Source organism: Pseudomonas sp. RC10-4-2 (assembly GCF_050433085.1).
Taxonomy (GTDB): Bacteria; Pseudomonadota; Gammaproteobacteria; order Pseudomonadales; family Pseudomonadaceae; genus Pseudomonas; species Pseudomonas aeruginosa.
On record NZ_JBNPXX010000008.1, the window covers coordinates 108,294 to 134,579 of the forward strand.

The following is a 26,286-nucleotide window of genomic DNA, read 5'->3' on the forward strand; positions in this document are numbered from 1 at the left end:
GTCCATGGCCGGCCTGCAGCACGCGCGGATCGGCGCCTCCCTCGAGGTCGCCAGCGCCAGCCTGGCCGGGCACCGCTTCGAGAAGCACAGCCACGACGAGTTCGTCATCAGCGCCAACCTCTGCGGATTGGAAGATGTCTGGCTGGATGGCCGTACCTTCCAGGCCGACAGCGGCGACCTGACCCTCTACAACCCGGGGCAGATCCAGGGCGGCGGCGTCCGCGACGGCCAGCCCTGGCGCTTCGCCAGCCTCTATCTGCCTGCCGCCGAACTGGCGAGCAGCCTGGATCTTTCCTCCGTCGAGTTCGACCGCCCGCTGCTGCGCAGTCCGGCGCTGGGCCGCGAGTTGGCCGCCAGCATCGAAGCCTTGCTGGCCAGCGACCGTTTCGCCCGCGAACGGGGCGAGGAGCGCCTGCTGGATTTCCTTGGCCGCCTGCTGGCGGCGAGCGGCACCCGCCTGCCGCAGAGGGCCGATCCTGGGCGCCCGGCTGTCGCCCGCCTGCAGGCGCTGCTCGCCGAGCGCCTGGCCGAACCGCCGGACCTGGATGAGATGGCGGAGCAGGTGGGCCTGTCGAAATACCACCTGCTGCGGGCGTTCAAGAAGGCCACCGGGCTCAGCCCGCGCCAGTGGAGCATGCAACTGCGCACCCGCCGCGCCCTCGGCCTGTTGCGCCGTGGCCTGGCGGTGGGCGAGGTGGCCCACGCCCTGGGCTTCGCCGACCAGAGCCACCTGACCCGTTACTTCACCAGCGCCTACGGCATTTCGCCGGGCCGCTACCAGCGCGCCGTGCGCGGCTGAACTGCGCAATCCGGTTCAAGTCGGCGGAGCCGCCGGCCGGGATAATCCGACGTCCCACCACGGAGTCGTCGTTCCATGCTCGCCATCTTCCTCGCCGCCTTGCTGTTCGGTTTCGCCTTCAATGTTTCCCCTGGCGCGGTGTTCAGCGAAACGCTGCGCCGCGGTTTGACCGGCGGCTTCCGCCCGGCGTTGCTGGTGCAACTGGGGTCGCTGATCGGCGATGCCGTCTGGGCCCTGCTCGGGCTTACCGGACTGGCGCTGCTGCTGGGCTACGAGCAGGTGCGGATTCCCCTGACCCTGGCCTGTGCCGCCTACCTGGCCTGGCTCGGCGTGCAAGGCTTGCGCGACGCCTGGAGTCCGCCGCTGGCGGCGGAGGATGCCGGCGAGCAGGGGCGCAACGCCTTCGGCGCCGGCGCGGCGATCTCCCTGTCCAATCCGAAGAACGTGGTCTACTGGGGTGCCCTCGGCAGCGCCCTGGCGGGGATCGTCGACGGCACGCCGAACCAGGCGCAGTCGCTGGTGTTCTTCGCCGGTTTCATGCTCTCGTCGCTGATCTGGTGCTTTTGCTGCGCGGCGCTGGTGGACTGGCTGCGGCGCAACACCTCGCTGTTCTGGCACCGCGTCAGCTACGCCGGTTGCGGCGTGCTCCTGCTCGGCCTGGCGGGACTGGCGCTGCGCGGGCTGTAGACGCGCCTCAGGCCGGCGCCAGGCGCCGCCGTAGCAGGCGTTGGCGCAGGCTTTCGAACCTGCCGAGGTCGACATGCCGGGCATGGTCGCCGACGACGATCCGGCCGTCGGGCAGCTCCGCCCAGTGCTGTAGTCCGCCCTCCAGGTCCAGTTCGCCGTAGCGGATGCGCAGCGCCCGGCCGGATTCGAGGTGCCAGAGCTGGGCGAGGTCCCGCGAGCGATGCGGTTCCAGCCACGGCGCCAGGAGCAGCCAGCCTCCGTCCAGGGCCTGGAGCTTCAGGTAGGGGCCTTCGGCCAGGCCGTCCAGCGAGTGGCTGCGGATCTCGCCGCTGTCGAGCCGGCCTTCGCAGAGCGTTTCACGCTCCAGCCAGACGATGGTCCCGGGCGCCGCCGAGGTCGGTTGCGCCGGATCGGCGGGCAGATCCTTGCCGACGGGGAACGGCAGGGGCTGGATGCGTGCCTCGCGCCATTCGAAGAACTGCCCGCGGGAGAGCAGGCAGACGCGCTGGTCCGGAGTGGTGAAGACCGCCGGCGGATTCTCGATGGAGCGCCGCGCTTGCGGCACCTCGAAGAGCAACCGCGGTTCGTCGTTGCCCTGGGCGAAGCCCGGATAGAGGAAGAACAGGCCGCGGTCGGCCAGGAGCAGGTCGTCCCCGGCCAGGCCGATGGCAAGTTCCGGGGTGCGGCGTTGGCGCAACGACTGCGCCGGCGGCAGCGGCAAGGGCGGTAGTTCGGGCGTCAACGAGGCGAGGTCGCGGGAGCGATGCAGCCAGGCGTAGGGGCTTCCCGAACGGGTCATCCTGACCCAGGCGTGCAGGCCGTCCGCCGAACTGGCCCGGCAGAGCAACGCGCCCTGGGTTTCCTCCGCGCCATCGGGCAGGCGTTGCAGCCTGGGCCATTGGCGCAGGTCCAGCAGGTCGCGGCTGTCCTCGCCCGGCAGGCGGGCGATGGCCAGGCCGGGCGCCAGGTGCTCGGCGTGTTCGAGGCAGATGTAGGCCGAAGCCGGCGCCAGGCCGGCCGGCGCGGCGGCGGGGAGGGCCGCCCGGGCGCCCTCGGGGGCGTTTTCCTGGCGCAGCGTGCGGGCGTTGTGGCCCTGCGCTGCGAGCGCATCGAGGAGGCGCTGGCTGTGGGGGGCGCCGACCACGTACAGGTTCAGGCTGTCGTCTTCGTCCAGGCGTTCCACCAACGCCAGTCCGAGGGATTCCAGCTCCTGGCCGAGGGCTGGCAGGAAATCCTCGGGAAGGTCGTCGCGCAGGCGCTCCAGCAGCGTCTCCAGTGCGGCGGAGGCCAACTGCGGGAAGCGTCCGGCATAGTCTCGGCGGAGTACGCCGAGCACGTCGGGCAGGCGGATCTTCCAATCGAAGGTAACGGGCGTGTCCATGCGTGCGATCCGTTGCGAAGTGGGTTGCGCAACGGTATTCACTGGCTGTCGCCGTTGTAAAGCGGCGGGAGGGATATCAGGCGAAGTCGCCCCAGAGTTGCTGGGCCACCGCCAACGCTACCACCGGCGCGGTCTCGGTGCGCAGCACTCGCGGGCCGAGGCGCGCGGAGTGGAAACCGGCCGCCTGAGCCTGCTCCACCTCGGCATCGCTCAGGCCGCCTTCGGGACCCACCAGGAAGGCCAGGCGCGACGGCGGCGCATGGCTGGCCAGGGGGGCGGCCACAGGGTGCAGGACCAGCCTGAGGTCATCGTCCCGCCCGCGCAGCCAGTCCTCCAGGGCCAGCGGCGGATGGATCAGCGGCAGGCTCGAACGGCCGCACTGCTCGCAGGCGCTGATCGCCACCTGGCGCCAGTGCTGCAGGCGCTTGTCGGCGCGCTCGTCCTTCAGGCGCACTTCGCAACGCTCGCTGACGATCGGGGTGATTTCCGCCACCCCCAGCTCGGTGGCCTTCTGGATCGCCCAGTCCATCCGCTCGCCGCGCGACAGGCCTTGCCCCAGGTGGATACGCAGGGGCGAGTCGGGCTGGCCGGCGAACTGCTCGCGGAGTTCGACGCGGACATTCTTCTTGCCGACCTCGACCAGCTCGCCGAGGTATTCCCGGCCGCTGCCGTCGAACAGTTGCACGGCGTCGCCCGTGGCGTGCCGCAGCACGCGGCCGATGTAGTGGGCCTGGGCCTCGGGCAGGTCGTGCTGGCCGAGAGAGAGAGGCTGGTCGACGAAGAAGCGGGACAGGCGCATGGCGATTCGAGGGTAGTGGCGACAGGCGCGCAGTTTACTGCCTGCCGCGGGGCGCTGGAACCGGCCCCCTCGGAACGAAGGGGCGGCGACGTTCAGCCCGGATCGCGGTGGTCCGGGTGGAAGTCGCTGACCGCCACGCTGACCGCGTCGCGGGTGGCGATGTCGATGCCTTCGCTGGCCACCTCGGCGAGGAAGTCGATCTGCTCCGGGGTAATCACGTAGGGCGGCAGGAAATACACCACGCTGCCCAGCGGGCGCAGCAGCGCGCCGCGCTCCAGGCCATGCTGGAAGACCTTCAGGCCGCGGCGCTCCTGCCAGGGGTAGGGCGTCCTGGATGCCTTGTCCTGGACCATTTCGATGGCCAGGACCATCCCGGTCTGGCGCACCTCGGCGACATGCGGGTGGTCGGCCAGGTGCGCGGTGGCCCTGGCCATGTGGGTGGACAGCGCGCGGTTGGCCTCGATCACCTTGTCTTCCTCGAAGATGTCCAGGGTCGCCAGGGCGGCGGCGCAGGCCAGCGGGTTGCCGGTATAGGTGTGCGAGTGGAGGAAGGCGCGCAGGGTCTGGTAGTCGTCGTAGAAGCCCCGGTAGACGGTCTCGCTGGTCAGCACCGCGGACATCGGCAGGTAGCCACCGGTGAGGGCTTTGGACAGACAGAGGAAATCCGGGGCGATGCCGGCCTGCTCGCAGGCGAACATCGTCCCGGTGCGGCCGAAGCCCACCGCGATCTCGTCGTGGATCAGGTGCACGCCATAGCGGTCGCAGGCTTCGCGCAGCAGCTTGAGGTAGACCGGGTGGTACATGCGCATGCCGCCGGCGCCCTGGATCAGCGGTTCGACGATGACCGCGGCGATCTCGTCGTGCCCTTCGGCCAGGGTGCGCTCCATGTGGGCGAACATGTTCCGCGAATGTTCTTCCCAGCACATGCCGTCCGGACGCAGGAAGCAGTCCGGGCTGGGCACCTTGATGGTGTCGAGCAGCAGCGACTTGTAGGTTTCGGTGAACAGCGCCACGTCGCCCACCGACATCGCCGCGATGGTTTCGCCGTGGTAGCTGTTGGTCAGGGTGACGAAGCGCTTCTTGCGCGGCCTGCCGCTATTGAGCCAGAAGTGGTAGCTCATCTTCAGCGCGACCTCGATGCCCGCCGAGCCGCTGTCGGCGTAGAACACCCGGTCGAGCCCCGGCGGGGTGATCTTCACCAGTCGCTCCGACAGCTCGATCACCGGCTGGTGGCTGAATCCGGCGAGGATCACGTGCTCCAACTGGTCGACCTGGTCCTTGATGCGCTGGTTGATGCGCGGGTTGGCGTGACCGAACACATTGACCCACCAGGAACTGACCGCGTCGATGTAGCGCTTGCCTTCGAAATCCTCCAGCCAGACGCCTTCGCCGCGGCGGATCGGGATCACCGGCAGGCGTTCGTGGTCTTTCATCTGGGTACAGGGATGCCAGAGTACGTTCAGGTCGCGCTGCATCCAGTCGGCGTTAAGGCCCATGGGCTGTCTCCTCGGATCGATCGGCAAAGCCTATGCAATGGGGGTGAGATGAACAACCCGGCGGGTTGGGACACATCCGACAGCAGCCGCCGACGGACTCCTATGGTGGCCCAAACGGCTCTGGCGTATGCTGCGCGCCGTTGCGTCTTTGCTTTTTTCCTGGGGAGTCCGGTATGTCGTTAAGGTGGCTGCGCGCCGCGGCGTTTCTCATGTTGGGGGTGTTCAGCGCGGTGGCGCTGGGCAAGGATAAACAGCCTACGGCGATCGTCGTCGGCGCGGGCCTGGCAGGCCTGAGCGCGGCCTACGAATTGCAGAAGGACGGCTGGCAGGTCACGGTGCTCGAAGCGCGGCCGCAGGTGGGCGGGCGTTCCGGCCTGGCCACCAGCGAATGGGTCGGCAACCAGAAGGTCCAGCCCACGCTCAATGCCTACCTGGACACCTTCAAGCTGAAGCCGGTGCCGGCGCCGGACTTCGTCCGCACCCCCAGCTACCTGATCGACGGCCTGTACTACAGCAGCAGCGATCTCGCGCTCAAGCAGCCGAACGTCGCCGCCGACCTCAAGCGCTTCGAGTCGACCCTGGACGATCTCTCGGCATCGATCTCCGACCCGCTCAACCCTGCCTCGAGCAATACCCTGTTCGCCCTCGACCAGATGAACGCCGCGCGCTGGCTGGACAAGCTGAACCTGTCGCCGACCGCGCGCCTGCTGGTCAACCAGCGTATCCGTTCGCGCTACGACGAACCGTCGCGCCTGTCGCTGCTCTACCTCGCCCAGCAGGGCCGCGCCTACCGTGGCGTCGACGACCGCGACCTGCGCGCGGCGCGCCTGCCCGGCGGCAGCCAGGTGCTGGCGGAAGCCTTCGTCAAGCAGATCAAGACGATCAAGACCAAATCCAAGGTGTCGAGCATCGTCCAGGCCAAGGACGGCGTCGCCGTCAAGGCCGGCAGCGAGACCTACAAGGCCGACTACGTGGTTCTCGCCGTGCCGCTGAAGGCGCTCGGCCAGATCCAGATGACCCCGTCCCTGAGCGGTACCCAGATGTCCGCGCTGAAGGGCACCAACTATGGCTGGCGCGACCAGATCCTGCTGAAGTTCAAGCGTCCGGTGTGGGACGACAAGTCGCGCCTCTCCGGCGAGATCTTCAGCGACCAGGGCCTGGGCATGATCTGGGTCGAGCCGGCGCTGAAAGGCGGCGCCAACGTGCTGATCAACCTGTCCGGCGACAACGCCCGCGTGCTGCAGGCTTTCGGCGACCGGCAGATGGTCGATCAGGTGCTGATCCGCATGAACAAGTTCTATCCGAAGATGCGCGGTGCCTTCGCCGGCTACGAAATTCGTCGCTACAGCGCCGATCCGGGTACCGGTGGTTCCTACCTGGCCTACGGTCCGGGCCAGGTGACGCGTTTCTGGCGGATCTGGGAACAGCCGCTGTCGCGGGTCGCCTTCGCCGGCGAGCACACCGATGCGCTGTACCCCGGCACCATCGAGGGGGCGCTGCGTAGCGGCAAGCGCGCGGCCAGCCAGGTGCGCGACCTGTATGCCGGCAAGACGCCGGTGATCGAGGGCGCGCCGATGGTGGCGAAGGCCGAGAAGGTGGCCGCACCGACGACCGGCGGCGAGAAGAAGAACCCGTTTGCCTGGTTCACCCGCCTGTTCGATTGATCCCCTTCGCCGGCGCCGGAAGCTCCGGCGCCTTGCGCTTCCCGGTTCGCAGCGCAATCCGGGGTTTTTTCTTAGCCTGCGAACCTATCTTGTGAATCGATGTTTCAAAGCAGAATTTTCTGCTTTAACTCGATGGATTTGCCGCTAGTCTTGAGGCTTCGCTTTTCAAGGAAGTTTTTCATGCAGTGGCGCAATACCTCATCCCGTTACGGCGTATTCAGCCTGTTCCTGCACTGGGGCAGCGCGCTGGTGGTCTTCGGCCTGTTCGGCCTGGGCCTGTGGATGCGCGAACTGAGCTATTACGACCCCTGGTACCACCCCGCGCCGGCCCTGCATAAAAGCATCGGCATCCTGCTGGCCATTGCCCTGCTGGTGCGGATCGTCTGGCGTTTCGTCAGCCCGCCGCCGCCGGCGCCGGTCAACCACGGTCCGCTCACGCGGGTAGCGAGCAAGCTCGGCCACCTCGCGCTGTACGGGCTGCTGCTGGCGGTGATCGTCGCGGGCTACCTGATTTCCACCGCCGACGGCGAACCGATCAGCGTATTCGGCTGGTTCTCCGTGCCGGCGACCCTCAGCGGGCTGCCCGACCAGGCGGACGTCGCGGGTGAAATCCATCTCTACCTGGCCTGGGCGCTGGTGGTCTTCGCCGTCCTCCATGCCCTGGCCGCCCTCAAGCATCACTTCGTCGACCGCGACCCGACCCTAAAGCGCATGCTCGGTCGCTCGTCGAATGATCAACAACCACGTTAAGGAGAATGTCCATGCTGAAGAAGACCCTTGCCGCGCTGGCGCTCGGCTCCGCACTGTTCACCGCCGGCCAGGCAATGGCCGCGGACTACAAGATCGACAAGGAAGGCCAGCACGCCTTCATCGAGTTCCGCATCAAGCACCTGGGCTATAGCTGGCTGTACGGCCGCTTCAACGACTTCGACGGCAGCTTCACCTTCGACGAGAAGAACCCGTCGGCCGACAAGGTCAAGGTGACCATCAACACCAACAGCGTGGACACCAACCATGCCGAGCGTGACAAGCACCTGCGCAGCGGTGATTTCCTCAACGTCAGCAAGAACCCGACCGCTACCTTCGAATCCACCGAAGTGAAGGCCAACGGCGACAGCGCCGACATCACCGGCAACCTGACCCTGAACGGCGTGACCAAGCCGGTCACCATCAAGGCCAAGCTGATCGGCCAGGGCGACGACCCGTGGGGCGGCTACCGTGCCGGCTTCGAAGGCAGCGCCACCCTGAAGCTGAAAGACTTCGGCATCAAGATGGACCTCGGCCCCGCATCCCAGGAAGTCGAGCTGCTGCTCTCCGTCGAAGGCATTCGCCAGTAAGCGGATACCTGAAACGAAAAACGCCGGCGATCGCCGGCGTTTTTCATTGTGCTTCGAAAAGAATGTTCTTAAATATCCTCAAGCGGTTGCGCGGCCAGGCATTGGTCGAGGAGATGCACCAGGGTGGCTTGTTCCTCCGGGGTGAGCGGGGCAAACAACTCGTCATGCACGCGTGACATGATGGCTTCCGCATGCTGGTGGATGGCCAGCCCCTCGTCGGTGAGGAAGAGCTGGAAGCTGCGCTGGTCACTGGGGTTGCGCTCGCGGCGGACCAGGTTTCTTCCCTCCAGCTCGCGGATCTTCCGGGTGATCAGTGCCTTGTCGCGGCACATCTGGCGTCCCAGGTCCTGCAGGTTCAGCCCGCGTTGTTCGTCGATAAGCTTCAATACATGGACGTCGGGCGGGGTCAGGTCGAGTCGCTGGCAATCGAGCTCGCTCTGGATGCGCGTCCGCACATGCTGGAAGACCGCCATCAGCGCGGGCATCAGGTCGGGATTCACGGGGTAGTTCATTGGTCTGGCCGAGTAAACCTAATGTAAATGTGGTTGATCCAGTCAACCATTTTGCTTATTTTAGTTGACCTTATCAACCTTGTTTCAGGTTCTGAATATGGGCCATGGCGCCGGGTGGATAACCGGCCATCGAGCTAAAACGTTTCAGGTGTTTTCACGCGAGGCTTTCGGACGTTTACAAACACCTATGAATGTAAGTATTTTGCCTGCCTTCTTCGAGCCGGTGCAGCGCCTTCACGCTGCATCGGCCGCTTTCGCTCATGAGGACAACGCTATGCAACGAACGCCAGCCATGCGTGTACTGGTTCCGGCCCTGCTGGTCGCGATTTCGGCCCTTTCCGGGTGCGGAAAAAGCGAGGCGCCGCCGCCGGCGCAAACGCCGGAGGTCGGAATCGTGACCCTGGAAGCGCAGACGGTGACCCTGAATACCGAGCTGCCGGGCCGGACCAATGCGTTCCGCATCGCCGAGGTGCGTCCCCAGGTGAACGGCATCATCCTCAAGCGCCTGTTCAAGGAAGGCAGCGACGTCAAGGCCGGGCAGCAGCTCTACCAGATCGACCCCGCCACCTACGAGGCCGACTACCAAAGCGCCCAGGCCAACCTGGCCTCGACCCAGGAGCAGGCCCAGCGCTACAAGCTGCTGGTCGCCGACCAGGCCGTGAGCAAGCAGCAGTACGCCGACGCCAATGCCGCCTACCTGCAGTCCAAGGCGGCGGTGGAACAGGCGCGGATCAACCTGCGCTACACCAAGGTGCTGTCGCCGATCTCCGGCCGCATCGGCCGTTCCGCGGTGACCGAAGGCGCCCTGGTGACCAACGGCCAGGCCAACGCGATGGCCACCGTGCAACAGCTCGACCCGATCTACGTCGACGTCACCCAGCCGTCCACCGCCCTGCTGCGCCTGCGCCGCGAACTGGCCAGCGGCCAGTTGGAGCGCGCCGGCGACAACGCTGCGAAGGTCTCCCTGAAGCTGGAGGACGGTAGCCAATACCCGCTGGAAGGCCGCCTCGAATTCTCCGAGGTTTCCGTCGACGAAGGCACCGGCTCGGTCACCATCCGCGCCGTGTTCCCCAACCCGAACAACGAGCTGCTGCCCGGCATGTTCGTTCACGCGCAGTTGCAGGAAGGCGTCAAGCAGAAGGCCATCCTCGCTCCGCAGCAAGGCGTGACCCGCGACCTCAAGGGCCAGGCTACCGCGCTGGTGGTGAACGCGCAGAACAAGGTCGAGCTGCGGGTGATCAAGGCCGACCGGGTGATCGGCGACAAGTGGCTGGTTACCGAAGGCCTGAACGCCGGCGACAAGATCATTACCGAAGGCCTGCAGTTCGTGCAGCCGGGTGTCGAGGTGAAGACCGTGCCGGCGAAGAATGTCGCGTCCGCGCAGAAGGCCGACGCCGCTCCGGCGAAAACCGACAGCAAGGGCTGATCAAGGGGATTCGTAATGTCGAAGTTTTTCATTGATAGGCCCATTTTCGCGTGGGTGATCGCCTTGGTGATCATGCTCGCGGGCGGCCTGTCGATCCTCAGTCTGCCGGTCAACCAGTACCCGGCCATCGCCCCGCCGGCCATCGCCGTGCAGGTGAGCTACCCGGGCGCCTCGGCCGAGACGGTGCAGGACACCGTGGTCCAGGTGATCGAGCAGCAGATGAACGGGATCGACAATCTGCGCTACATCTCCTCGGAGAGTAACTCCGACGGCAGCATGACCATCACCGTGACCTTCGAACAGGGCACCGACCCCGACATCGCCCAGGTCCAGGTGCAGAACAAGCTGCAACTGGCCACCCCGCTACTGCCGCAGGAAGTGCAGCGCCAGGGGATCCGGGTGACCAAGGCGGTGAAGAACTTCCTCATGGTGGTCGGTGTGGTTTCCACCGACGGCAGCATGACCAAGGAAGACCTGTCGAACTACATCGTTTCCAACATCCAGGACCCGCTCTCGCGGACCAAGGGCGTCGGTGACTTCCAGGTGTTCGGCTCGCAGTACTCGATGCGCATCTGGCTCGACCCGGCCAAGCTGAACAGCTACCAGCTGACCCCCGGCGACGTGAGCAGCGCGATCCAGGCGCAGAACGTGCAGATTTCCTCCGGCCAGCTCGGCGGCTTGCCGGCGGTCAAGGGCCAGCAGCTCAACGCCACCATCATCGGCAAGACCCGCCTGCAGACCGCGGAGCAATTCGAGAACATCCTGCTCAAGGTCAATCCCGACGGTTCCCAGGTGCGCCTGAAGGACGTCGCCGATGTCGGCCTGGGCGGCCAGGACTACAGCATCAACGCGCAGTTCAACGGCAGCCCGGCGTCCGGTATCGCGATCAAGCTGGCCACCGGCGCCAACGCGCTGGATACCGCCAAGGCGATCCGCCAGACCATCGCCAACCTGGAACCGTTCATGCCGCAGGGCATGAAGGTGGTCTACCCGTACGACACCACCCCGGTGGTCTCGGCCTCGATCCATGAGGTAGTGAAGACCCTCGGCGAGGCGATCCTCCTCGTGTTCCTGGTGATGTACCTGTTCCTGCAGAACTTCCGCGCCACGCTGATCCCGACCATCGCCGTACCGGTGGTGCTGCTGGGGACCTTCGGCGTGCTCGCCGCGTTCGGCTTCTCGATCAACACCCTGACCATGTTCGGCATGGTGCTGGCCATCGGCTTGCTAGTGGACGACGCCATCGTGGTGGTGGAGAACGTCGAGCGGGTGATGGCCGAGGAAGGCCTGTCGCCAAGGGAGGCGGCGCGCAAGTCCATGGGCCAGATCCAGGGCGCGCTGGTCGGTATCGCCATGGTGCTCTCGGCGGTATTCCTGCCGATGGCGTTCTTCGGCGGCTCCACCGGGGTGATCTACCGGCAGTTCTCCATCACCATCGTGTCGGCCATGGCCCTCTCGGTGATCGTGGCGCTGATCCTCACCCCGGCGCTCTGCGCGACCATGCTCAAGCCGATCGAGAAAGGCGACCATGGCGAGCACAAGGGCGGCTTCTTCGGCTGGTTCAACCGGATGTTCCTTTCCACCACCCACGGCTACGAGCGGGGCGTGGCGTCGATCCTCAAGCATCGCGCGCCGTACCTGCTGATCTACGTGGTGATCGTGGCCGGGATGATCTGGATGTTCACCCGCATTCCCACCGCGTTCCTCCCCGACGAGGACCAGGGCGTACTGTTCGCCCAGGTACAGACCCCGCCGGGCTCCAGTGCCGAGCGTACCCAGGTGGTGGTGGACTCGATGCGCGAATACCTGCTGGAGAAGGAAAGCTCTTCGGTCAGCTCGGTGTTCACCGTGACCGGCTTCAACTTTGCCGGCCGCGGCCAGAGTTCGGGCATGGCGTTCATCATGCTCAAGCCCTGGGAAGAGCGTCCCGGTGGCGAGAACAGCGTATTCGAACTGGCCAAGCGCGCGCAGATGCACTTCTTCAGCTTCAAGGACGCGATGGTGTTCGCCTTCGCGCCGCCGTCGGTACTGGAACTGGGTAACGCCACCGGCTTCGACCTGTTCCTCCAGGACCAGGCGGGCGTCGGCCACGAAGTCCTGCTCCAGGCGCGCAACAAGTTCCTCATGCTCGCCGCGCAGAACCCGGCGCTGCAACGCGTGCGCCCCAACGGCATGAGCGACGAACCGCAGTACAAGCTGGAGATCGACGACGAGAAGGCCAGCGCCCTCGGCGTGTCCCTTGCCGACATCAACAGCACCGTGTCCATCGCCTGGGGTTCCAGCTACGTCAACGACTTCATCGACCGTGGCCGGGTCAAGCGGGTCTACCTGCAGGGCAGGCCGGACGCGCGGATGAACCCGGACGACCTGAGCAAGTGGTACGTGCGCAACGACAAGGGCGAGATGGTGCCGTTCAACGCCTTCGCCACCGGCAAGTGGGAATACGGTTCGCCGAAGCTGGAGCGCTACAATGGCGTGCCGGCGATGGAGATCCTCGGCGAGCCGGCGCCCGGCCTGAGTTCCGGTGACGCCATGGCGGCGGTCGAGGAGATCGTCAAGCAATTGCCGAAAGGCGTTGGCTACTCCTGGACCGGCCTGTCCTACGAGGAGCGCTTGTCCGGCTCGCAGGCGCCGGCGCTGTATGCGCTGTCGCTGCTGGTGGTGTTCCTCTGCCTGGCGGCCCTGTACGAAAGCTGGTCGATTCCGTTCTCGGTGATGCTGGTGGTGCCGTTGGGCGTGATCGGCGCGCTGCTGGCGACGTCCATGCGCGGCCTGTCCAACGACGTGTTCTTCCAGGTGGGCCTGTTGACGACCATCGGCCTGTCGGCGAAGAACGCCATTCTCATCGTGGAGTTCGCCAAGGAGCTGCACGAGCAGGGCAAGGGCATCGTCGAGGCGGCCATCGAAGCCTGCCGCATGCGTCTGCGGCCGATCGTGATGACCTCCCTGGCGTTCATCCTCGGCGTGGTCCCGCTGGCGATCTCCACCGGCGCCGGCTCGGGCAGCCAGCATGCGATCGGTACCGGCGTGATCGGCGGCATGGTCACTGCGACCGTCCTGGCGATCTTCTGGGTACCGCTGTTCTACGTGGCGGTCAGCACGCTGTTCAAGGACGAGGCGTCCAAGCAGCAGGCGTCCGTCGAAAAGGGGCAATGATATGAAACGGTCCTTCCTTTCCCTGGCGGTAGCCGCTGTCGTTCTGTCCGGCTGCTCGCTGATCCCCGACTACCAGCGCCCCGAGGCGCCGGTAGCCGCGGCCTACCCGCAAGGGCAGGCCTACGGGCAGAACACCGGCGCGGCGGCCGTTCCGGCCGCCGACATCGGCTGGCGCGAGTTCTTCCGCGACCCGCAGTTGCAGCAACTGATCGGCGTGGCGCTGGAAAACAACCGCGACCTGCGGGTCGCCGCGCTGAACGTCGAGGCCTTCCGGGCGCAGTACCGCATCCAGCGGGCCGACCTGTTCCCGCGGATCGGCGTGGACGGTAGCGGCACCCGCCAGCGTTTGCCGGGCGACCTGTCGACCACCGGCAGTCCGGCGATTTCCAGCCAGTACGGGGTGACCCTGGGCACTACCGCCTGGGAACTCGATCTCTTCGGCCGCCTGCGCAGCCTGCGCGACCAGGCCCTGGAGCAGTACCTGGCGACCGAACAGGCGCAGCGCAGCGCGCAGACCACCCTGGTGGCCAGCGTGGCGACCGCCTACCTGACGCTGAAGGCCGACCAGGCGCAGTTGCAGCTGACCAAGGACACCCTGGGCACCTACCAGAAGAGTTTCGACCTGACCCAGCGCAGCTACGACGTCGGCGTCGCCTCCGCGCTCGACCTGCGCCAGGCGCAGACCGCCGTGGAAGGCGCCCGCGCGACCCTGGCGCAGTACACCCGCCTGGTAGCCCAGGACCAGAATGCGCTGGTCCTGCTGCTGGGCTCCGGGATCCCGGCGAACCTGCCGCAAGGCCTGGGCCTGGACCAGACCCTGCTGACCGAAGTGCCGGCGGGTCTGCCGTCGGATCTGCTGCAACGGCGCCCGGACATCCTCGAGGCCGAGCACCAGCTCATGGCTGCCAACGCCAGCATCGGCGCCGCGCGCGCGGCGTTCTTCCCGAGCATCAGCCTGACCGCCAACGCCGGCACCATGAGCCGCCAACTGTCCGGCCTGTTCGACGCCGGTTCGGGTTCCTGGTTGTTCCAGCCGTCGATCAACCTGCCGATCTTCACCGCCGGCAGCCTGCGTGCCAGCCTGGACTACGCGAAGATCCAGAAGGACATCAACGTCGCGCAGTACGAGAAGGCGATCCAGACGGCGTTCCAGGAAGTCGCCGACGGCCTGGCCGCGCGCGGTACCTTCACCGAGCAGTTGCAGGCGCAGCGCGATCTGGTCAAGGCCAGCGACGAGTACTACCAGCTCGCCGACAAGCGCTATCGCACGGGGGTGGACAACTACCTGACCCTGCTCGACGCGCAACGCTCGCTGTTCACCGCGCAGCAGCAACTGATCACCGACCGCCTCAATCAGCTGACCAGCGAGGTCAACCTGTACAAGGCCCTCGGCGGCGGCTGGAACCAGCAGACCGTGACCCAGCAGCAGACCGCGAAGAAGGAAGATCCCCAGGCTTGATCGCCTTCCGCGCCATGCAAGAACGCCGACCCTAGGGTCGGCGTTTTTTTATCCTCGCGGAAGTCGGCGGGTCCGCGTCACGGACCCGCTCGGCCTTAGCGGTTGCGGGTCAGCAGTGCGGGGCGCTCGCCCTTGCGCCGCGGTTCCAGCTCGTCGAGCTGCTCGGCGGTGGGGAAGCGATCCATGCGCACCAGGTCGCGCTTGTTGATCACCACCGGCTGGCGGCTCGGCTGCTTGCCGGTGCCATACTCGGACGGCTCGCGCAGCGGCGCGTCGCTCATCCGCGAGGCATTCTCGCGACCCTGGCCGCGCGGCTTGCCGGCGCGCGGTTTCTTCGCCTTGCCCTGGCCGGCACCCTGACCGCGAGCGCCGCCTTGAGCGGCGCCCTGGCTCTTGCCGCGAGCTTGGCCCTGGCCTTGGCCACGACCCTGCTGGCCGGTGCCGCCCTGGGGTTTCTGCTGGCCACCGCGGCGTCCGCGTCCCTTGTTTTCCTGGCCCTGGTAGGGGCTGACGTAGTCGGCGCGGTTGCCGAAATTGTCGAAGTCGTCGTCGAGGAACTCTTCCGGATCGCGATTACCGTCGACTTCCGGCGGCCGATTGGGCTTGGCCGGACGCGCTTCGCGGCTCTGCCGCGGCTGCTGCGCTTGGCCGGCCTCGCGGTTTTCCTTGTTCTTGCCACCGCGACGGCGGCGCTTTCCAGCCGGCTTCTCGGTACCGTCCTGGGCCGCAGCGACATTGCTGTCGGGGTTGCTCGCCTGGGCGTCTTTCGGCTTGCGCTCGCGGCTGCTGCGCCGTTCCTTGTCGCGGCGCGGCTGCTTCTGCGGCGCTTCGCGGGGCTCCGGCTGGGCCACCTCGGGCAGCACGGCCTCGGGGTCGAAACCCTGGGCATCGCCATCGGGAATACGCTGTCTGGTCATCTTCTCGATGGCCTTGAGCAGCTTCTCTTCGTCCGGCGCCACCAGCGAGATCGCCTCGCCGCTGCGTCCGGCTCGGCCGGTACGGCCGATGCGGTGGACATAGTCTTCCTCGACGTTGGGCAGCTCGTAGTTGACCACATGGGGCAACTGGTCGATATCCAGGCCGCGGGCGGCGATGTCGGTCGCCACCAGGATACGCACGTCGTTGGCCTTGAAGTCGGCCAGCGCCTTGGTCCGCGCGTTCTGGCTCTTGTTGCCATGGATCGCGGCGGCCGGCAGGCCGTGCTTGGTCAGGTACTCGGCGAGACGGTTGGCGCCGTGCTTGGTACGGGTGAAGACCAGCACCTGTTCCCAGGCGCCGACGGTTACCAGGTGCGCCAGCAGGGCGCGCTTCTGCGGCGCCGGCAGGCGGAACACGCGTTGCTCGATGCGCTCGACCGTGGTGTTCGGCGGCGTTACCTCGATGCGTTCCGGGTTGTGCAGGAGCTTGTTGGCGAGGTCGACGATGTCTTTCGAGAAGGTTGCCGAGAACAGCAGGTTCTGGCGCTTGGGCGGCAGCTTGGCGAGAACCTTCTTCACATCGTGGATGAAGCCCATGTCGAGCATGCGGTCGGCTTCGTCGAGGACGAGGATTTCCACGTGGGACAGGTCGACCTTGTTCTGCCCGGCCAGGTCGAGCAGGCGGCCGGGGCAGGCGACGAGTACGTCGACGCCCTTGGCCAGGGCCTGGATCTGCGGGTTCATGCCAACCCCACCGAAGATGCAGGTGCTGTTCAGCGGCAGGTCGCGGGCGTAGACCTTGAAGCTGTCATGCACCTGGGCGGCCAGCTCACGGGTCGGGGTCAGTACCAGCACGCGCGCCTGGCGCGGGCCGTGGCGGTGTTCGCGGTCGGGATGACCGGCGGGGAACAGGCGCTCCAGTACCGGCAGGGCGAAACCACCGGTCTTGCCGGTGCCGGTCTGTGCCGCAACCATCAGGTCGCGACCTTGCAACACGGCGGGAATCGCCCGCTGTTGCACGGGAGTGGGCTGGCTGTAGCCCGCAGCCTCCACAGCGCGGGCAAGCGCCTCGGAGAGTCCGAGGGAAGAAAAGGACATGCGGGTTTTCCTATATGGGCCGGGGCGAGGCCGGCTGCTGTGAAATCACCAAGTTCTGCGAACTCCTGTCTACCTTCGGGCCCTGTCGGCCAGGGCGGAAGGTCTGGCCGCGGCGCTGCGTATGCGCTCGGTGGCCGGTGTCGAACGGGTGCCCTCGCGGGCATGGCCGCGCACCTGGTCGGGGGCGCTGGCCGGTTCGCTCCCGGCCCTGGGTGGGGGGGCCGGGGGCAGCGTCAACGGAGGGCTGCGGTCAGAGCAGGTCACGCTGGCGCAAATGCTGGCGGATCTCGTTGGCCCGGGAGCCAAGGAGGTTGCGCAGCAAGCTGTGATTCAGCCAATCCTCGATTTGTTCCGCAATCGGTTCCTGCGGATAGCGTTCGATGGCATTGGTCGCGGCTTTCTCCCACCAGACGGGGCCGCAGGCCCGGTCGAACTCGTTACTGTATTCGTGGCAACCGTAGAGCAGTTCGATACTGAACTGGCGCATCGGAGCCGGCAACGGCAGGGTTCCCAGCTTGTACAGCAGACGCTTGGCACGCGGTGGGCGTGGCAGTCGATCGGTCACCTTGAGGGTGTCGTCGAGGGCTGCAGCGCTGAGAAGGGAGGAACCGTGCTTGCACAACCAGGCCTGAATCTTCGCGCGGAACAGCTGTTTCCGGCTCCAGTAATGGTGGATCAGGTCGGTACAACCCACCAGCTCCAGCCGCTTGTGGGCGGCGACGGCCAGGACGAATTCCTCAAGAGTATAGGCACCGTTGGCAATTGGATAGAGTTCATCCATTAATTCCAACGAACGGTCGAGTATTTTCGCCTCTTCCCGAGGCAGGCCGATGACGCCGGAGTTGAGCTGGTGCATCTCGTCGTCGGCCCAGCCGCGCTCGAACAGGTAGGGCGAGAGGTCGCGGTAGAGCGGGAAGTTACGGTGTTCGCCATAGCGCGCGCCGATCGCGTTGCACAGCAGGCTGCCGGGCTGGATGCGGTCGAACAGGCGCAGGGGCGAACTGTGGAAGAAGGTATCGGTGTCGATCAGCAATGCCTGGTCGGCGTCTTCCAGGGCGTCGCGCAGGGCCACGTGCTTGGCGCGGAAGTGATAGCCGTGCGGTTGGCACCAGGCGACCAGCTCCTCGGCCGTCACTTCGCGGACCTGCACCGGCAGGCCGGCGTAGGGACTGGGGTCGTCGGTATAGACCCTGACCGTCAGGCCATGCGCCGCCCCGTCGCGGAGGTGGGCGAAGGCGCTGGCGATGCTGAACAGGGCTTCCTGGTGGTAGGTCTGTCGCCCGTAGACCAGGTAGATCAGATGCTTGCGTGAGTTGGCCATGTCTGTCGTGGATCGCGTGAGAGGCATCCCTGCCGGTATACGCTGCCGGGCCGAACCGCGTGGGCGGTATCAGCGTGGCAGCTGGAGATTCTTCCAGATCGCCAGGCTCGGATCGGCCTGGTTCAAAGTATAGAAATGCAGTCCCGGTGCGCCGCCCTCCAGCAGGCGTTCGCACATCTCGCTGATGACCTGCTCGCCGAAGGCCTGGATGCTGCGGCTGTCGTCGCCGTAGGCTTCCAGTTGCTTGCGGATCCAGCGCGGCAGTTCGGCGCCGCAGGCGTCGGAGAAGCGCGCCAGCTTGGAGTAGTTGGTGATCGGCATGATGCCGGGGACCACCGGGATGTCCACGCCGAGCTTGGCGACCCGCTCGACGAAGTAGAAATAGGCATCGGCGTTGAAGAAGTACTGGGTGATGGCGCTGCTGGCGCCGGCCTTCACCTTGCGCACGAAGTTCGCCAGGTCATCCTCGAAGCTGCGCGCCTGGGGGTGGACCTCCGGATAGGCGGCGACCTCGATGTGGAAGTGGTCGCCGGTCTCGGTGCGGATGAAGTCCACCAGTTCGTTGGCGTAGCGCAGTTCGCCGCTGGCCATGCCCATGCCCGACGGCAGGTCGCCGCGCAGGGCGACGATGCGGCGGATGCCGGCCTCGCGGTAGCGGCCGAGCAGTTCGCGCAACTCGGCTTTCGAGTCGCCGACACAGGACAGGTGCGGCGCGGTCGGCACCTTCACCTCGCCGTCCAGTTGCAGCACGGTACTCAACGTGCGGTCGCGGGTGGATCCGCCGGCGCCGTAGGTGCAGGAGAAGAAGTCGGGCTTGTAGCCCGCCAGGTTGCGGGCGGTGGCCAACAGCTTTTCATGGCCGGCCTCGGTCTTCGCCGGGAAGAACTCGAAGCTGAAACGGCGTTCGCTCTGACTCATGATCGGTTCCTTGGACGCGACCACGGCCGCGCCTCTTCTTGTTGATTCCGACTAGCGCCGGGTACTTCAGTAGTACTGGCGGTAGTGCTCGATTTTTTCCCGCAGGCGTCGGGCCGTCGCGGCGTGGGCATGGCCGAGGCGAGCGAGGATCAGCTGCGACTCCTGGTGGTAGTTCGCGATCTTGTCCTGGTTCCAGGTCTGCGGCGGTGGCTGCAGGTTGGTGATGCGGTCGCACAGCTTGACCAGGGCGTACTGCGCCGGGCCCTCGGCAAGCGCCTGGAGATAGTCGTCGAGGGAACGCTTGGGGCCGTCGCCGACGCGCTTGCTCAGGGCCTGCACGCCGGCACAGACGAACTCGCCGAACTGTTGCCGCAGCTCCTCGGGTGAGGTCGCCGTGTCTTCCAGGGTGTCGTGCAGGACCGCGATCTGCAGGGTTTCCCCGAGCCGTTCGATGGCACCGTCGTGATCGGCGGCCAGCAGCTCGTTGGCGACCATGCCCAGATGCACCAGATAAGGCAGCGGCGAGCCGCTGAGGGTCTGGTTGCGGTGGGCGCGGGCGGCGAACAGCCAGGCCTGGTTGTAGCGATCGGCGAGGTGCGTGGACATCGTGGGAGCGCTCATGCGAACGGGGCAGGCGCATGGCGCCTGCCCCGTGGTCCGCTTAGTAGCGATAGGTGTCCGGCTTGAACGGGCCTTCCACGCTCACGCCGATGTACTCGGCCTGTTTCGGGGTCAGTTGGGTGACCACGCCGCCGAAGCCCTTGACCATCTCCAGGGCCACTTCCTCGTCGAGCTTCTTCGGCAGCACTTCGACGCTCAGGCGCTTGGCCTTCTCGGCGGCCGGCAGGTCGGCGTACTTCTGCTCGAACAGGTGGATCTGCGCCAGCACCTGGTTGGCGAAGGAACCGTCCATGATCCGGCTCGGATGGCCGGTGGCGTTGCCCAGGTTGACCAGGCGGCCTTCGGCGAGAAGGATCAGGTAGTCGTCGTTGTGCGCGTCGAAACCGTCCTTGCCGGTGCGGTGGATCTTGTGCACCTGCGGCTTGACCTCTTCCCAGGCCCAGTTCTTGCGCATGAAGGCGGTGTCGATCTCGTTGTCGAAGTGGCCGATGTTGCAGACCACCGCGCGCTTCTTCAGCGCCTTGAGCATGTTGGCGTCGCAGACGTTGACGTTGCCGGTGGTGGTGACGATCAGGTCGATCTTGCCCAGCAGCGCGGCGTCGATGCTGGCCTCGGTGCCGTCGTTGATGCCGTTCTTGTACGGCGAGACGACTTCGAAGCCGTCCATGCAGGCCTGCATGGCGCAGATCGGGTCGACTTCCGCGACCTTGACGATCATGCCTTCCTGGCGCAGCGACTGCGAGGAGCCCTTGCCCACGTCGCCGTAGCCGATCACCAGGGCCTGCTTGCCCGACAGCAGGTGGTCGGTGCCGCGCTTGATGGCGTCGTTGAGGCTATGGCGGCAGCCGTACTTGTTGTCGTTCTTGCTCTTGGTCACCGAGTCGTTGACGTTGATCGCCGGGACTTTCAGGGTGCCGTTCTTGAGCATGTCGAGCAGGCGGTGGACCCCGGTGGTGGTCTCTTCGGTGATGCCGTGGATGCGCTCGAGCATCTGCGGGTATTTCTTGTGCAGGATCTCGGTCAGGTCACCGCCGTCGTCCAGCACCATGTTGGCGTCCCACGGCTGGCCGTCCTTGAGGATGGTCTGCTCGATGCACCATTCGTACTCTTCCTCGGTCTCGCCCTTCCAGGCGAACACCGGGATGCCGGCGGCGGCGATGGCGGCGGCGGCCTGGTCCTGGGTGGAGAAGATGTTGCAGCTCGACCAGCGGACTTCGGCGCCCAGCGCGACCAGGGTCTCGATCAGCACGCCGGTCTGGATGGTCATGTGGATGCAACCGAGGATCTTTGCGCCTTTCAGCGGCTGCTGGCCGGCATACTTGCGGCGCAGGCCCATCAGTGCGGGCATTTCCGATTCGGCGATGATCAGCTCGCGGCGGCCCCAGGCGGCCAGGGTGATGTCGGCGACCTTGTAGTCGGTGAAACCGGCGGGCGTCATGACAGCGCTCATGCGTAACTCTCCATTCGTTGTCTGCGAATGGGCGCCGTTGGTGCGTTGACAGACCGGCGAGACCGGCCTGAGAGCGCGCTCCGTTCGAGCCTGACAGGCCTAGGCCTGCTGCAGCGCCCCTCGAACGGAAGGCGGGAGCGACCCGAAGGGCCGCCTGAGCGGGCGATTATAGCGGCGCCACATGAAACTCCCAAGTCACCCCTGATACGCCGCTCGTCGCCGTGCGTGGCGCCCTCGGCCTGCGGCGATGCACCGCAGCGCAGAAGCGCGGGGAATTTGCGGGTCAGGATGCTAGAGTGCGCGGTCATGAGAATCGCTCCCATCTCCCGCTCGCCGCTGCTGCAGTGGCTGAGCTTCGCCCTCTGTGCCTGCGTGCTGGTCAACGCGCTGGCTTGCGGCGTCCTGCACCTGCAGGCGCTGGGAGTGGGCAGCGACAAAGGGCAGAAGGCCAGCGTCGGGCTGTTCTGCGTCGCCGGTGCCAGCCAATGGCTATCCCTGGATCCCGACGACGGGTCCGCCGGCGATCCGGCACCGGTCAATCCCCAGTTGCCGATGAGCTGCCCGATGTGCAGCGCCCTGGTGCTGTTCGTCGCGCTCGGGGTGATCTGGTCCTGGCGCTTGCAACGGCGACGCCAGGCACGTTTCCGCCCGCCCGCCACGCGCGAGCCGGTGCCGCCCCGGTACGTCTGGCCGCCGGCCAACCCGCGCGCTTCCCCCGCCTGATCCTGAACGCCCGCCGCGCCGGGCATTTGCATCCGTCGCCCGTCCTGCCTCGTCCGCGCAGCGCTCGCCGCTGTCCATCCGGGCGAGGCGGGCGTGCCCACCATGCCTTGCTTCAGGATCGCTCGATGAAAAAGCACTCCACGGCCCGCCGCGTCCTCGCGCTGGGCCTCAACCTCACCCTGGCCGGCGTTCCGGCCTTGCTCTGGGCCGATGAGGAACCCACCGAACTGCCCGCCCTCACCGTCAGCGCCGGCGCCGCCGGGGAAACCCCGCCGGCCCTCGATCTCGACGACAGCGCCGGCGGCGGCTCGCGCCTGGGCCTGAGCCTGCGCGAGACTCCCGGCTCGGTAAGCGTGGCCAACCGTGCCAGCTTCGAGCGGCGCGGCCTGCGCAGCACCCAGGACATCGCCAACAGCCTGCCCGGCGTGAACGCCTCGGCGCCGCCCGGCTTCGGCGGCTTCGTCACCTACCGCGGCTTCAGCTCGAACCAGGTCAACCAGTTGTTCAACGGCATTCCAGTGCAATACAGCAGCGCCATGCGTCCGCTGGACGACTGGATCGTCGACCGCGTCGAGCTGGTCGGCGGTCCGTCCTCCTTCCTCAACGGCGCCGGTGCCGTCGGCGGCTCGCTGGACTACATCAGCAAGCTCGCCGACCGCTACGGCGATTTCATGGAAGGCCGGGTGCGCTACGGCAGCTACGACGATTCGGAAGTCGCCTTCGGCTTCAACCAGGCCCTGGGCATCGGCCCCGAGCCGAAGCACTTCGTGCGCCTGGACGTCAGCCGCAGCGGCGGCAACGGCTACGTCGACCGCAATTCGCGCGAATCGTGGAACGTCGCTTTCTCCCTGCTCAGCGACCTGACCCCGGACCTTTCCCACACCCTGGCCCTGGAGTACCAGGACGAGCAGGAAGACAGCCCCTACTGGGGCACGCCGGTGCTCAATCCCTACGCCGGCGAGCTGAAGATCGACAAGAGCCGTCGCCGCGAGAACTACAACGTCGCCGATGGCCGCTACGAACAGCGCGTGCGCTGGCTGCGCTCGATCCTCGAATACCGGGTCAGCGACAGCACGCGCTGGCGCAACACCTTCTACCACTACGACGCCGAGCGCGATTACCGCAACCTCGAGACCTACCGCTACAACGCCGACAACAGCGGGGTGGTGCGCTCCAACGCATTCCTCCAGCGCCACGACCAGCAGCTCAACGGCAACCGCTTCGAGCTACAGCACAGCCAGCCGCTGTTCGGACTGGCCAGCGACTGGGCGCTGGGCTTCGACTACAGCATCAACAAGCAGACGCGCTTCCCGAGTACCGCCTCCGGGCCGTTCGGTACGGTCGATCCGGCCAGTTTCGAGCCGGGCCACTTCTACGACCTGCCGGGCATGCGTCCCGGCCACCGGAAGGACCGCAGCAACGAGGTGCGCACCAGCGCGTTGTTCGCCGAGAACCGCCTGGGCCTGACCGACGAGCTGTCGCTGGTCACCGGGCTGCGCTACGACCACCTCGACCTCGACGTGCGCAACCATCGGACGGTGACCGCCAGCGATCCTGCACACTTCGAACGGCGCTGGGACGTGCTCACCGGGCGCGCCGGGCTGGTCTACCAGTTCACTCCGCACGCCAACGTCTACCTGCAATACAGTACCGCCGCCGACCCGCCGGGCGGGGTGCTGACCAGCGCCAGCTTCGGCCAGGTCCGCGACTACGACCTGTCCACCGGCGACCAGTGGGAGCTGGGCAGCAAGTTCGATTTCCTCGAGGGTCGCGGCAGCGCCACCCTGGCCGCCTACCGCATCGTCCGCCGGGACTTCTCGGTGGCCGACCCGAACAACCCCAACCTCAGCGTGCCGGTGGGTCAGCAGACCTCCAGGGGCATCGAGGCCGCCGCCTCCCTGCGGATCACCCCGAAGCTTCTGGCCGAGGGCAATTTCGCCTGGGTCGACGCGCAGTACGACGAGTTCACCGAGAACGTCGGCGGCGTCGCTGTCTCGCGCAAGGGCAAGACGCCGCCGAACGTGCCGGAGCGGGTCGGCAACCTGTGGCTGACCTACGACTTCGACCCGGCCTGGCAGGGCGGGGTGGACGCGCGCTACGTATCCTCGGTGTACGCCAACAACGCCAACACCTGGCACGCGTCGTCCTATACGGTCTACGGGACTTTCCTCAGCTACCGGCTGGACGAGCGCACGCGGATCACCGGGCGCGTGCGCAACCTCACCGACGAGGTCTACGCGCGCTTCGTGCAGAGCACGCCGCTGTACTACGTCGGCGACCCGCGCACCTTCGAGCTGAGCGTGCAGACGCGCTTCTGAGGAGTCGTCGATGAAACGCTACCTGTACCTGTGGCACCGCTGGCTGGGCATCGGCTGCTGCCTGCTGATGGTGCTCTGGTTCGTCTCCGGCATGGTCATGCTGTATGTCGGCTATCCCAAGCTGACTCCGCTGGAACGCCTGGCCCACCTGCCCGAGCTGGACGGCTGCGAGGCCTGCGTACCGCTGCGGACGGCCCTCGCCGGCGGCGACGGAAAGACCCCGCGGAGCATCCGGCTGGCCAGCGTAGGAGGCCTGCCGACCTACCTGCTGGACGATGCCGACGGACGCACGCGTGCGCTGGCGGCGCGCGACGGCCGACCGCTGGCGGTGGACGCGGACAGGGTGCTGGCTTCGGCCCGTGCTTTCAGCGGCGAAGTACCGATGCAGTTGCAAGGGCGGATCGAGGAAGACGCCTGGACCCATACCCGCAACCTCGATCCGCACCGGCCGCTATGGCGGGTGCAGACCGCGGACGAGCAGGGCCGGCTGCTCTACCTGTCCTCGCAGACCGGCGAGGTGGTACGCGACGCCAGCCGCCGGGAGCGCGCCTGGAACTGGCTCGGCGCCTGGCTGCACTGGCTCTATCCGCTGCGCGGCGGCTGGTTCGACGGGCAGTGGGCGAACCTGGTGATCGGCCTGTCGCTGCTGGCGACCCTGGCGACCGTCCTCGGCATCCTCGTCGGCCTGCTCCGCTGGCGCTTCCGCAAGCCTTATCGCAGCGGCTCGCGCTCGCCCTATGCGGGCGGTTTCCAGCGCTGGCACCACCTCGCCGGCCTGCTCTTCGGCGCGCTGGTGCTGAGCTGGATCTTCAGCGGGCTGATGTCGATGAATCCGTGGAACCTGTTCGGCCGCGGTACGCCGCTCGACCTCGCGGCCTACCAGGGCGGTAGCTGGGACCGGGCGCTGCCCGCCGGACTGGAGGCGGACGCTGTCCTGCGGCGCTTGCGTGCCGCCGGGTTGCGGGTGCGCGAGCTGGAGTGGCGGGCGCTCGACGGCGAGCCCTATGCGCTCGGGCGCAGCGCCAGCGGCAACAGCCTGCTGCTGACGGCGGATGGCGAAATCCTCCGCGAGCTACCCGCGGATCGCCTACTGGCGGCGGCTCGCGCGCTGCTGCCGGGCGTGCCGATGCAGGCCGAACGATTGGAACGCTACGACTTCTATTACTACCCGCGCGAAGAACACAGCATGATGGGCTACCTGGAACGGCGCCTGCCGGTCTGGCGCCTGCGTTTCGACGATCCCCGGCATACCTGGGTGCACCTGGATCCCTACAGCGGCGCGGTGGTTGGCGTGCTCGACGACGGTCGGCGCGGCAGCCGCTGGCTGTTTTCCCTGTTGCATAGCTGGGACTGGCTGCCGCTGCTGACCCGGCGTCCGCTGTGGGACCTGTGGATGCTCGGTTTCAGCCTCGGCGGCCTGGTGGTCTGCGCCAGCGGCTGCTGGATCGGCTGGCGTCGCCTGCGCGGCCGCCGTCCGAAGCGTCGCTGAGAGGGGCTACCTGGCAAGACTGGGCGTCGCCGCACGCCCGGATTTGCTGGTAGCCTTGGTTGAATTCGCAGTAATGGATCGCACATGGGCACACACAAGATCGAGATCCGCCGCCGCAACGTCGAGAAGATTCTCCTGGCCGCCGAAAAAGTCTTCGCCGAAAAAGGCTACGCCGGCACCTCCATGGGCAACATCGCCGAAGAAGCCGAACTGCCGCGCTCCAACCTGCACTACTACTTCAGCACCAAGGACGAGCTGTACCGCGACGTCCTCCTCGGCCTGCTCGAGGTCTGGAAGCAGGACGCCCTCTGCTTCGAGATGTTCGATGACCCAAGGGTGGTATTGACCAGCTATATCCGCGCGAAGATGAACCACTCGCGTACCCGCCCGCATGGCTCCAAGGTCTGGGCCAACGAAATCATGCATGGCGCGCCGCTGCTCGGCGCCACCCTCGACGACAGCCTCTACGAATGGGCCAAGATGAAGGAGGCGAAGATCCGCCAGTGGGTCGAGGAAAAGCGCATCCTGTCGATCGAACCGAGCAGCCTGCTCTACATGATCTGGGCCTCCACCCAGCACTACGCCGACTTCGGCTACCAGGTCGAGGTGCTCAACGGCCACCAGCCGCTCAGCGACATGCAGTTCGAAAGGGCGGTACAGACGGTGACCAGCGTGGTCCTGCGCGGAATCGGATTGGAGCCCTGAGCAGCGGAGC

The 26,286-nt window shown here is 66.7% G+C and carries 21 protein-coding genes and 1 riboswitch; of the genes, 12 read left to right on the forward strand and 9 right to left on the reverse strand.

The features are described 5' to 3' along the window. Positions 1–4: 4 nt before the first annotated feature. Both FHW81_RS28270 and FHW81_RS28275 read left to right on the forward strand, forming a co-directional pair. Positions 5–799 (forward strand): AraC family transcriptional regulator, encoded by a 795-nt coding sequence (locus FHW81_RS28270; protein WP_003117898.1) that lies wholly within the window; start codon positions 5–7, stop codon positions 797–799. A gap of 75 nt (positions 800–874) precedes the next feature. Further along, positions 875–1,486, forward strand: a complete 612-nt coding sequence (locus FHW81_RS28275; protein ID WP_003084610.1) for a LysE family translocator — start codon at positions 875–877, stop codon at positions 1,484–1,486. Between the two features lie 7 nt (positions 1,487–1,493). On the opposite strand, the gene FHW81_RS28280 is transcribed toward FHW81_RS28275, so the two are convergent. From FHW81_RS28280 to FHW81_RS28290, 3 genes are all read right to left on the reverse strand, one after another. Further along, entirely contained in the window at positions 1,494–2,909 is a 1,416-nt protein-coding gene (locus FHW81_RS28280) for a hypothetical protein (protein WP_004346594.1), read from the reverse strand. 34 nt (positions 2,910–2,943) lie between these two features. Then, on the reverse strand, positions 2,944–3,666 hold the full coding sequence (locus FHW81_RS28285; protein ID WP_003106127.1) for a 16S rRNA (uracil(1498)-N(3))-methyltransferase: 723 nt from the start codon (positions 3,664–3,666) through the stop codon (positions 2,944–2,946). Between the two features lie 92 nt (positions 3,667–3,758). Then, positions 3,759–5,162: an adenosylmethionine--8-amino-7-oxononanoate transaminase gene (locus tag FHW81_RS28290; RefSeq protein WP_003117900.1), complete on the reverse strand. Its 1,404-nt coding sequence runs from the start codon at positions 5,160–5,162 to the stop codon at positions 3,759–3,761. A 173-nt stretch (positions 5,163–5,335) separates the two neighbouring features. Here FHW81_RS28290 and FHW81_RS28295 point away from each other — a divergent pair, with 173 nt between their 5' ends. The 3 genes from FHW81_RS28295 (at position 5,336) to FHW81_RS28305 (ending at position 8,163) form a co-directional block, all read left to right on the forward strand. Further along, positions 5,336–6,826, forward strand: a complete 1,491-nt coding sequence (locus tag FHW81_RS28295) for a flavin monoamine oxidase family protein (protein WP_003118815.1) — start codon at positions 5,336–5,338, stop codon at positions 6,824–6,826. Positions 6,827–7,006: 180 nt separating this feature from the next. Then, positions 7,007–7,576, forward strand: a complete 570-nt coding sequence (locus FHW81_RS28300; protein ID WP_003084623.1) for a cytochrome b — start codon at positions 7,007–7,009, stop codon at positions 7,574–7,576. An 11-nt stretch (positions 7,577–7,587) separates the two neighbouring features. Then, positions 7,588–8,163 carry a YceI family protein gene (locus tag FHW81_RS28305; RefSeq protein ID WP_003084626.1) on the forward strand — a complete coding sequence of 192 codons (576 nt, stop codon included), beginning with the start codon at positions 7,588–7,590 and terminating at the stop codon, positions 8,161–8,163. Between the two features lie 68 nt (positions 8,164–8,231). Here the strand turns inward: FHW81_RS28305 and mexR are convergent, their stop codons facing one another. Continuing rightward, the gene (gene mexR, locus FHW81_RS28310; RefSeq protein WP_004365054.1) at positions 8,232–8,675 is read right to left on the reverse strand and encodes a MarR family transcriptional repressor MexR; all 444 of its coding nucleotides are present in this window, start codon (positions 8,673–8,675) and stop codon (positions 8,232–8,234) included. 274 nt (positions 8,676–8,949) lie between these two features. Between mexR and mexA the strand changes: the two genes are divergently transcribed. The 3 genes from mexA to oprM are packed head-to-tail and all read left to right on the forward strand — an operon-like array spanning position 8,950 to position 14,716. Continuing rightward, on the forward strand, positions 8,950–10,101 hold the full coding sequence (gene mexA, locus FHW81_RS28315; protein WP_003118819.1) for a multidrug efflux RND transporter periplasmic adaptor subunit MexA: 1,152 nt from the start codon (positions 8,950–8,952) through the stop codon (positions 10,099–10,101). A gap of 15 nt (positions 10,102–10,116) precedes the next feature. Next, the gene (gene mexB, locus FHW81_RS28320; RefSeq protein WP_003107312.1) at positions 10,117–13,257 is read left to right on the forward strand and encodes a multidrug efflux RND transporter permease subunit MexB; all 3,141 of its coding nucleotides are present in this window, start codon (positions 10,117–10,119) and stop codon (positions 13,255–13,257) included. A 1-nt stretch (position 13,258) separates the two neighbouring features. Then, on the forward strand, positions 13,259–14,716 hold the full coding sequence (oprM, locus tag FHW81_RS28325; RefSeq protein ID WP_003084633.1) for a multidrug efflux RND transporter outer membrane channel subunit OprM: 1,458 nt from the start codon (positions 13,259–13,261) through the stop codon (positions 14,714–14,716). 95 nt (positions 14,717–14,811) lie between these two features. Here oprM and FHW81_RS28330 read toward each other — a convergent pair whose 3' ends face one another. The 5 genes from FHW81_RS28330 to ahcY all read right to left on the reverse strand — a co-directional run bounded on the left by FHW81_RS28330 (position 14,812) and on the right by ahcY (position 21,041). After that, complete coding sequence (locus FHW81_RS28330) at positions 14,812–16,731, reverse strand: DEAD/DEAH box helicase (protein WP_003099895.1); 1,920 nt, start codon at positions 16,729–16,731, stop codon at positions 14,812–14,814. 250 nt (positions 16,732–16,981) lie between these two features. Further along, positions 16,982–18,052 (reverse strand): hypothetical protein, encoded by a 1,071-nt coding sequence (locus FHW81_RS28335; RefSeq protein ID WP_003084637.1) that lies wholly within the window; start codon positions 18,050–18,052, stop codon positions 16,982–16,984. 69 nt (positions 18,053–18,121) lie between these two features. Further along, entirely contained in the window at positions 18,122–18,970 is an 849-nt protein-coding gene (gene metF / locus FHW81_RS28340; RefSeq protein WP_003084639.1) for a methylenetetrahydrofolate reductase [NAD(P)H], read from the reverse strand. 66 nt (positions 18,971–19,036) lie between these two features. Next, entirely contained in the window at positions 19,037–19,591 is a 555-nt protein-coding gene (locus tag FHW81_RS28345) for an HD domain-containing protein (protein WP_083318405.1), read from the reverse strand. Positions 19,592–19,631: 40 nt separating this feature from the next. Further along, entirely contained in the window at positions 19,632–21,041 is a 1,410-nt protein-coding gene (ahcY, locus tag FHW81_RS28350; RefSeq protein ID WP_003099900.1) for an adenosylhomocysteinase, read from the reverse strand. A 22-nt stretch (positions 21,042–21,063) separates the two neighbouring features. Further along, positions 21,064–21,169, reverse strand: a riboswitch (S-adenosyl-L-homocysteine riboswitch). A 178-nt stretch (positions 21,170–21,347) separates the two neighbouring features. Here ahcY and FHW81_RS28355 point away from each other — a divergent pair. The 4 genes from FHW81_RS28355 (at position 21,348) to FHW81_RS28370 (ending at position 26,276) form a co-directional block, all read left to right on the forward strand. After that, complete coding sequence (locus tag FHW81_RS28355; RefSeq protein ID WP_003109726.1) at positions 21,348–21,764, forward strand: DUF2946 domain-containing protein; 417 nt, start codon at positions 21,348–21,350, stop codon at positions 21,762–21,764. A gap of 125 nt (positions 21,765–21,889) precedes the next feature. Next, positions 21,890–24,082, forward strand: a complete 2,193-nt coding sequence (locus tag FHW81_RS28360; RefSeq protein ID WP_003099905.1) for a TonB-dependent receptor — start codon at positions 21,890–21,892, stop codon at positions 24,080–24,082. 10 nt (positions 24,083–24,092) lie between these two features. After that, positions 24,093–25,571: a PepSY domain-containing protein gene (locus FHW81_RS28365; RefSeq protein ID WP_003118826.1), complete on the forward strand. Its 1,479-nt coding sequence runs from the start codon at positions 24,093–24,095 to the stop codon at positions 25,569–25,571. 84 nt (positions 25,572–25,655) lie between these two features. After that, positions 25,656–26,276 carry a TetR/AcrR family transcriptional regulator gene (locus FHW81_RS28370; RefSeq protein WP_003084655.1) on the forward strand — a complete coding sequence of 207 codons (621 nt, stop codon included), beginning with the start codon at positions 25,656–25,658 and terminating at the stop codon, positions 26,274–26,276. Positions 26,277–26,286 lie beyond the last annotated feature (10 nt).

Bases quoted from the DNA above. Each gene is read 5' to 3' on its own strand.
- FHW81_RS28270 (WP_003117898.1), top strand. From the start codon at position 5: ATGGCCGGCCTGCAGCACGCGCGGATCGGCGCCTCCCTCGAGGTCGCC.
- FHW81_RS28275 (WP_003084610.1), top strand. From the start codon at position 875: ATGCTCGCCATCTTCCTCGCCGCCTTGCTGTTCGGTTTCGCCTTCAAT.
- FHW81_RS28285 (WP_003106127.1), bottom strand. From the start codon at position 3,666: ATGCGCCTGTCCCGCTTCTTCGTCGACCAGCCTCTCTCTCTCGGCCAG.
- FHW81_RS28290 (WP_003117900.1), bottom strand. From the start codon at position 5,162: ATGGGCCTTAACGCCGACTGGATGCAGCGCGACCTGAACGTACTCTGG.
- FHW81_RS28295 (WP_003118815.1), top strand. From the start codon at position 5,336: ATGTCGTTAAGGTGGCTGCGCGCCGCGGCGTTTCTCATGTTGGGGGTG.
- FHW81_RS28300 (WP_003084623.1), top strand. From the start codon at position 7,007: ATGCAGTGGCGCAATACCTCATCCCGTTACGGCGTATTCAGCCTGTTC.
- FHW81_RS28305 (WP_003084626.1), top strand. From the start codon at position 7,588: ATGCTGAAGAAGACCCTTGCCGCGCTGGCGCTCGGCTCCGCACTGTTC.
- mexR (WP_004365054.1), bottom strand. From the start codon at position 8,675: ATGAACTACCCCGTGAATCCCGACCTGATGCCCGCGCTGATGGCGGTC.
- mexA (WP_003118819.1), top strand. From the start codon at position 8,950: ATGCAACGAACGCCAGCCATGCGTGTACTGGTTCCGGCCCTGCTGGTC.
- mexB (WP_003107312.1), top strand. From the start codon at position 10,117: ATGTCGAAGTTTTTCATTGATAGGCCCATTTTCGCGTGGGTGATCGCC.
- oprM (WP_003084633.1), top strand. From the start codon at position 13,259: ATGAAACGGTCCTTCCTTTCCCTGGCGGTAGCCGCTGTCGTTCTGTCC.
- FHW81_RS28330 (WP_003099895.1), bottom strand. From the start codon at position 16,731: ATGTCCTTTTCTTCCCTCGGACTCTCCGAGGCGCTTGCCCGCGCTGTG.
- FHW81_RS28335 (WP_003084637.1), bottom strand. From the start codon at position 18,052: ATGGCCAACTCACGCAAGCATCTGATCTACCTGGTCTACGGGCGACAG.
- metF (WP_003084639.1), bottom strand. From the start codon at position 18,970: ATGAGTCAGAGCGAACGCCGTTTCAGCTTCGAGTTCTTCCCGGCGAAG.
- FHW81_RS28345 (WP_083318405.1), bottom strand. From the start codon at position 19,591: ATGAGCGCTCCCACGATGTCCACGCACCTCGCCGATCGCTACAACCAG.
- ahcY (WP_003099900.1), bottom strand. From the start codon at position 21,041: ATGAGCGCTGTCATGACGCCCGCCGGTTTCACCGACTACAAGGTCGCC.
- FHW81_RS28355 (WP_003109726.1), top strand. From the start codon at position 21,348: ATGAGAATCGCTCCCATCTCCCGCTCGCCGCTGCTGCAGTGGCTGAGC.
- FHW81_RS28360 (WP_003099905.1), top strand. From the start codon at position 21,890: ATGAAAAAGCACTCCACGGCCCGCCGCGTCCTCGCGCTGGGCCTCAAC.
- FHW81_RS28365 (WP_003118826.1), top strand. From the start codon at position 24,093: ATGAAACGCTACCTGTACCTGTGGCACCGCTGGCTGGGCATCGGCTGC.
- FHW81_RS28370 (WP_003084655.1), top strand. From the start codon at position 25,656: ATGGGCACACACAAGATCGAGATCCGCCGCCGCAACGTCGAGAAGATT.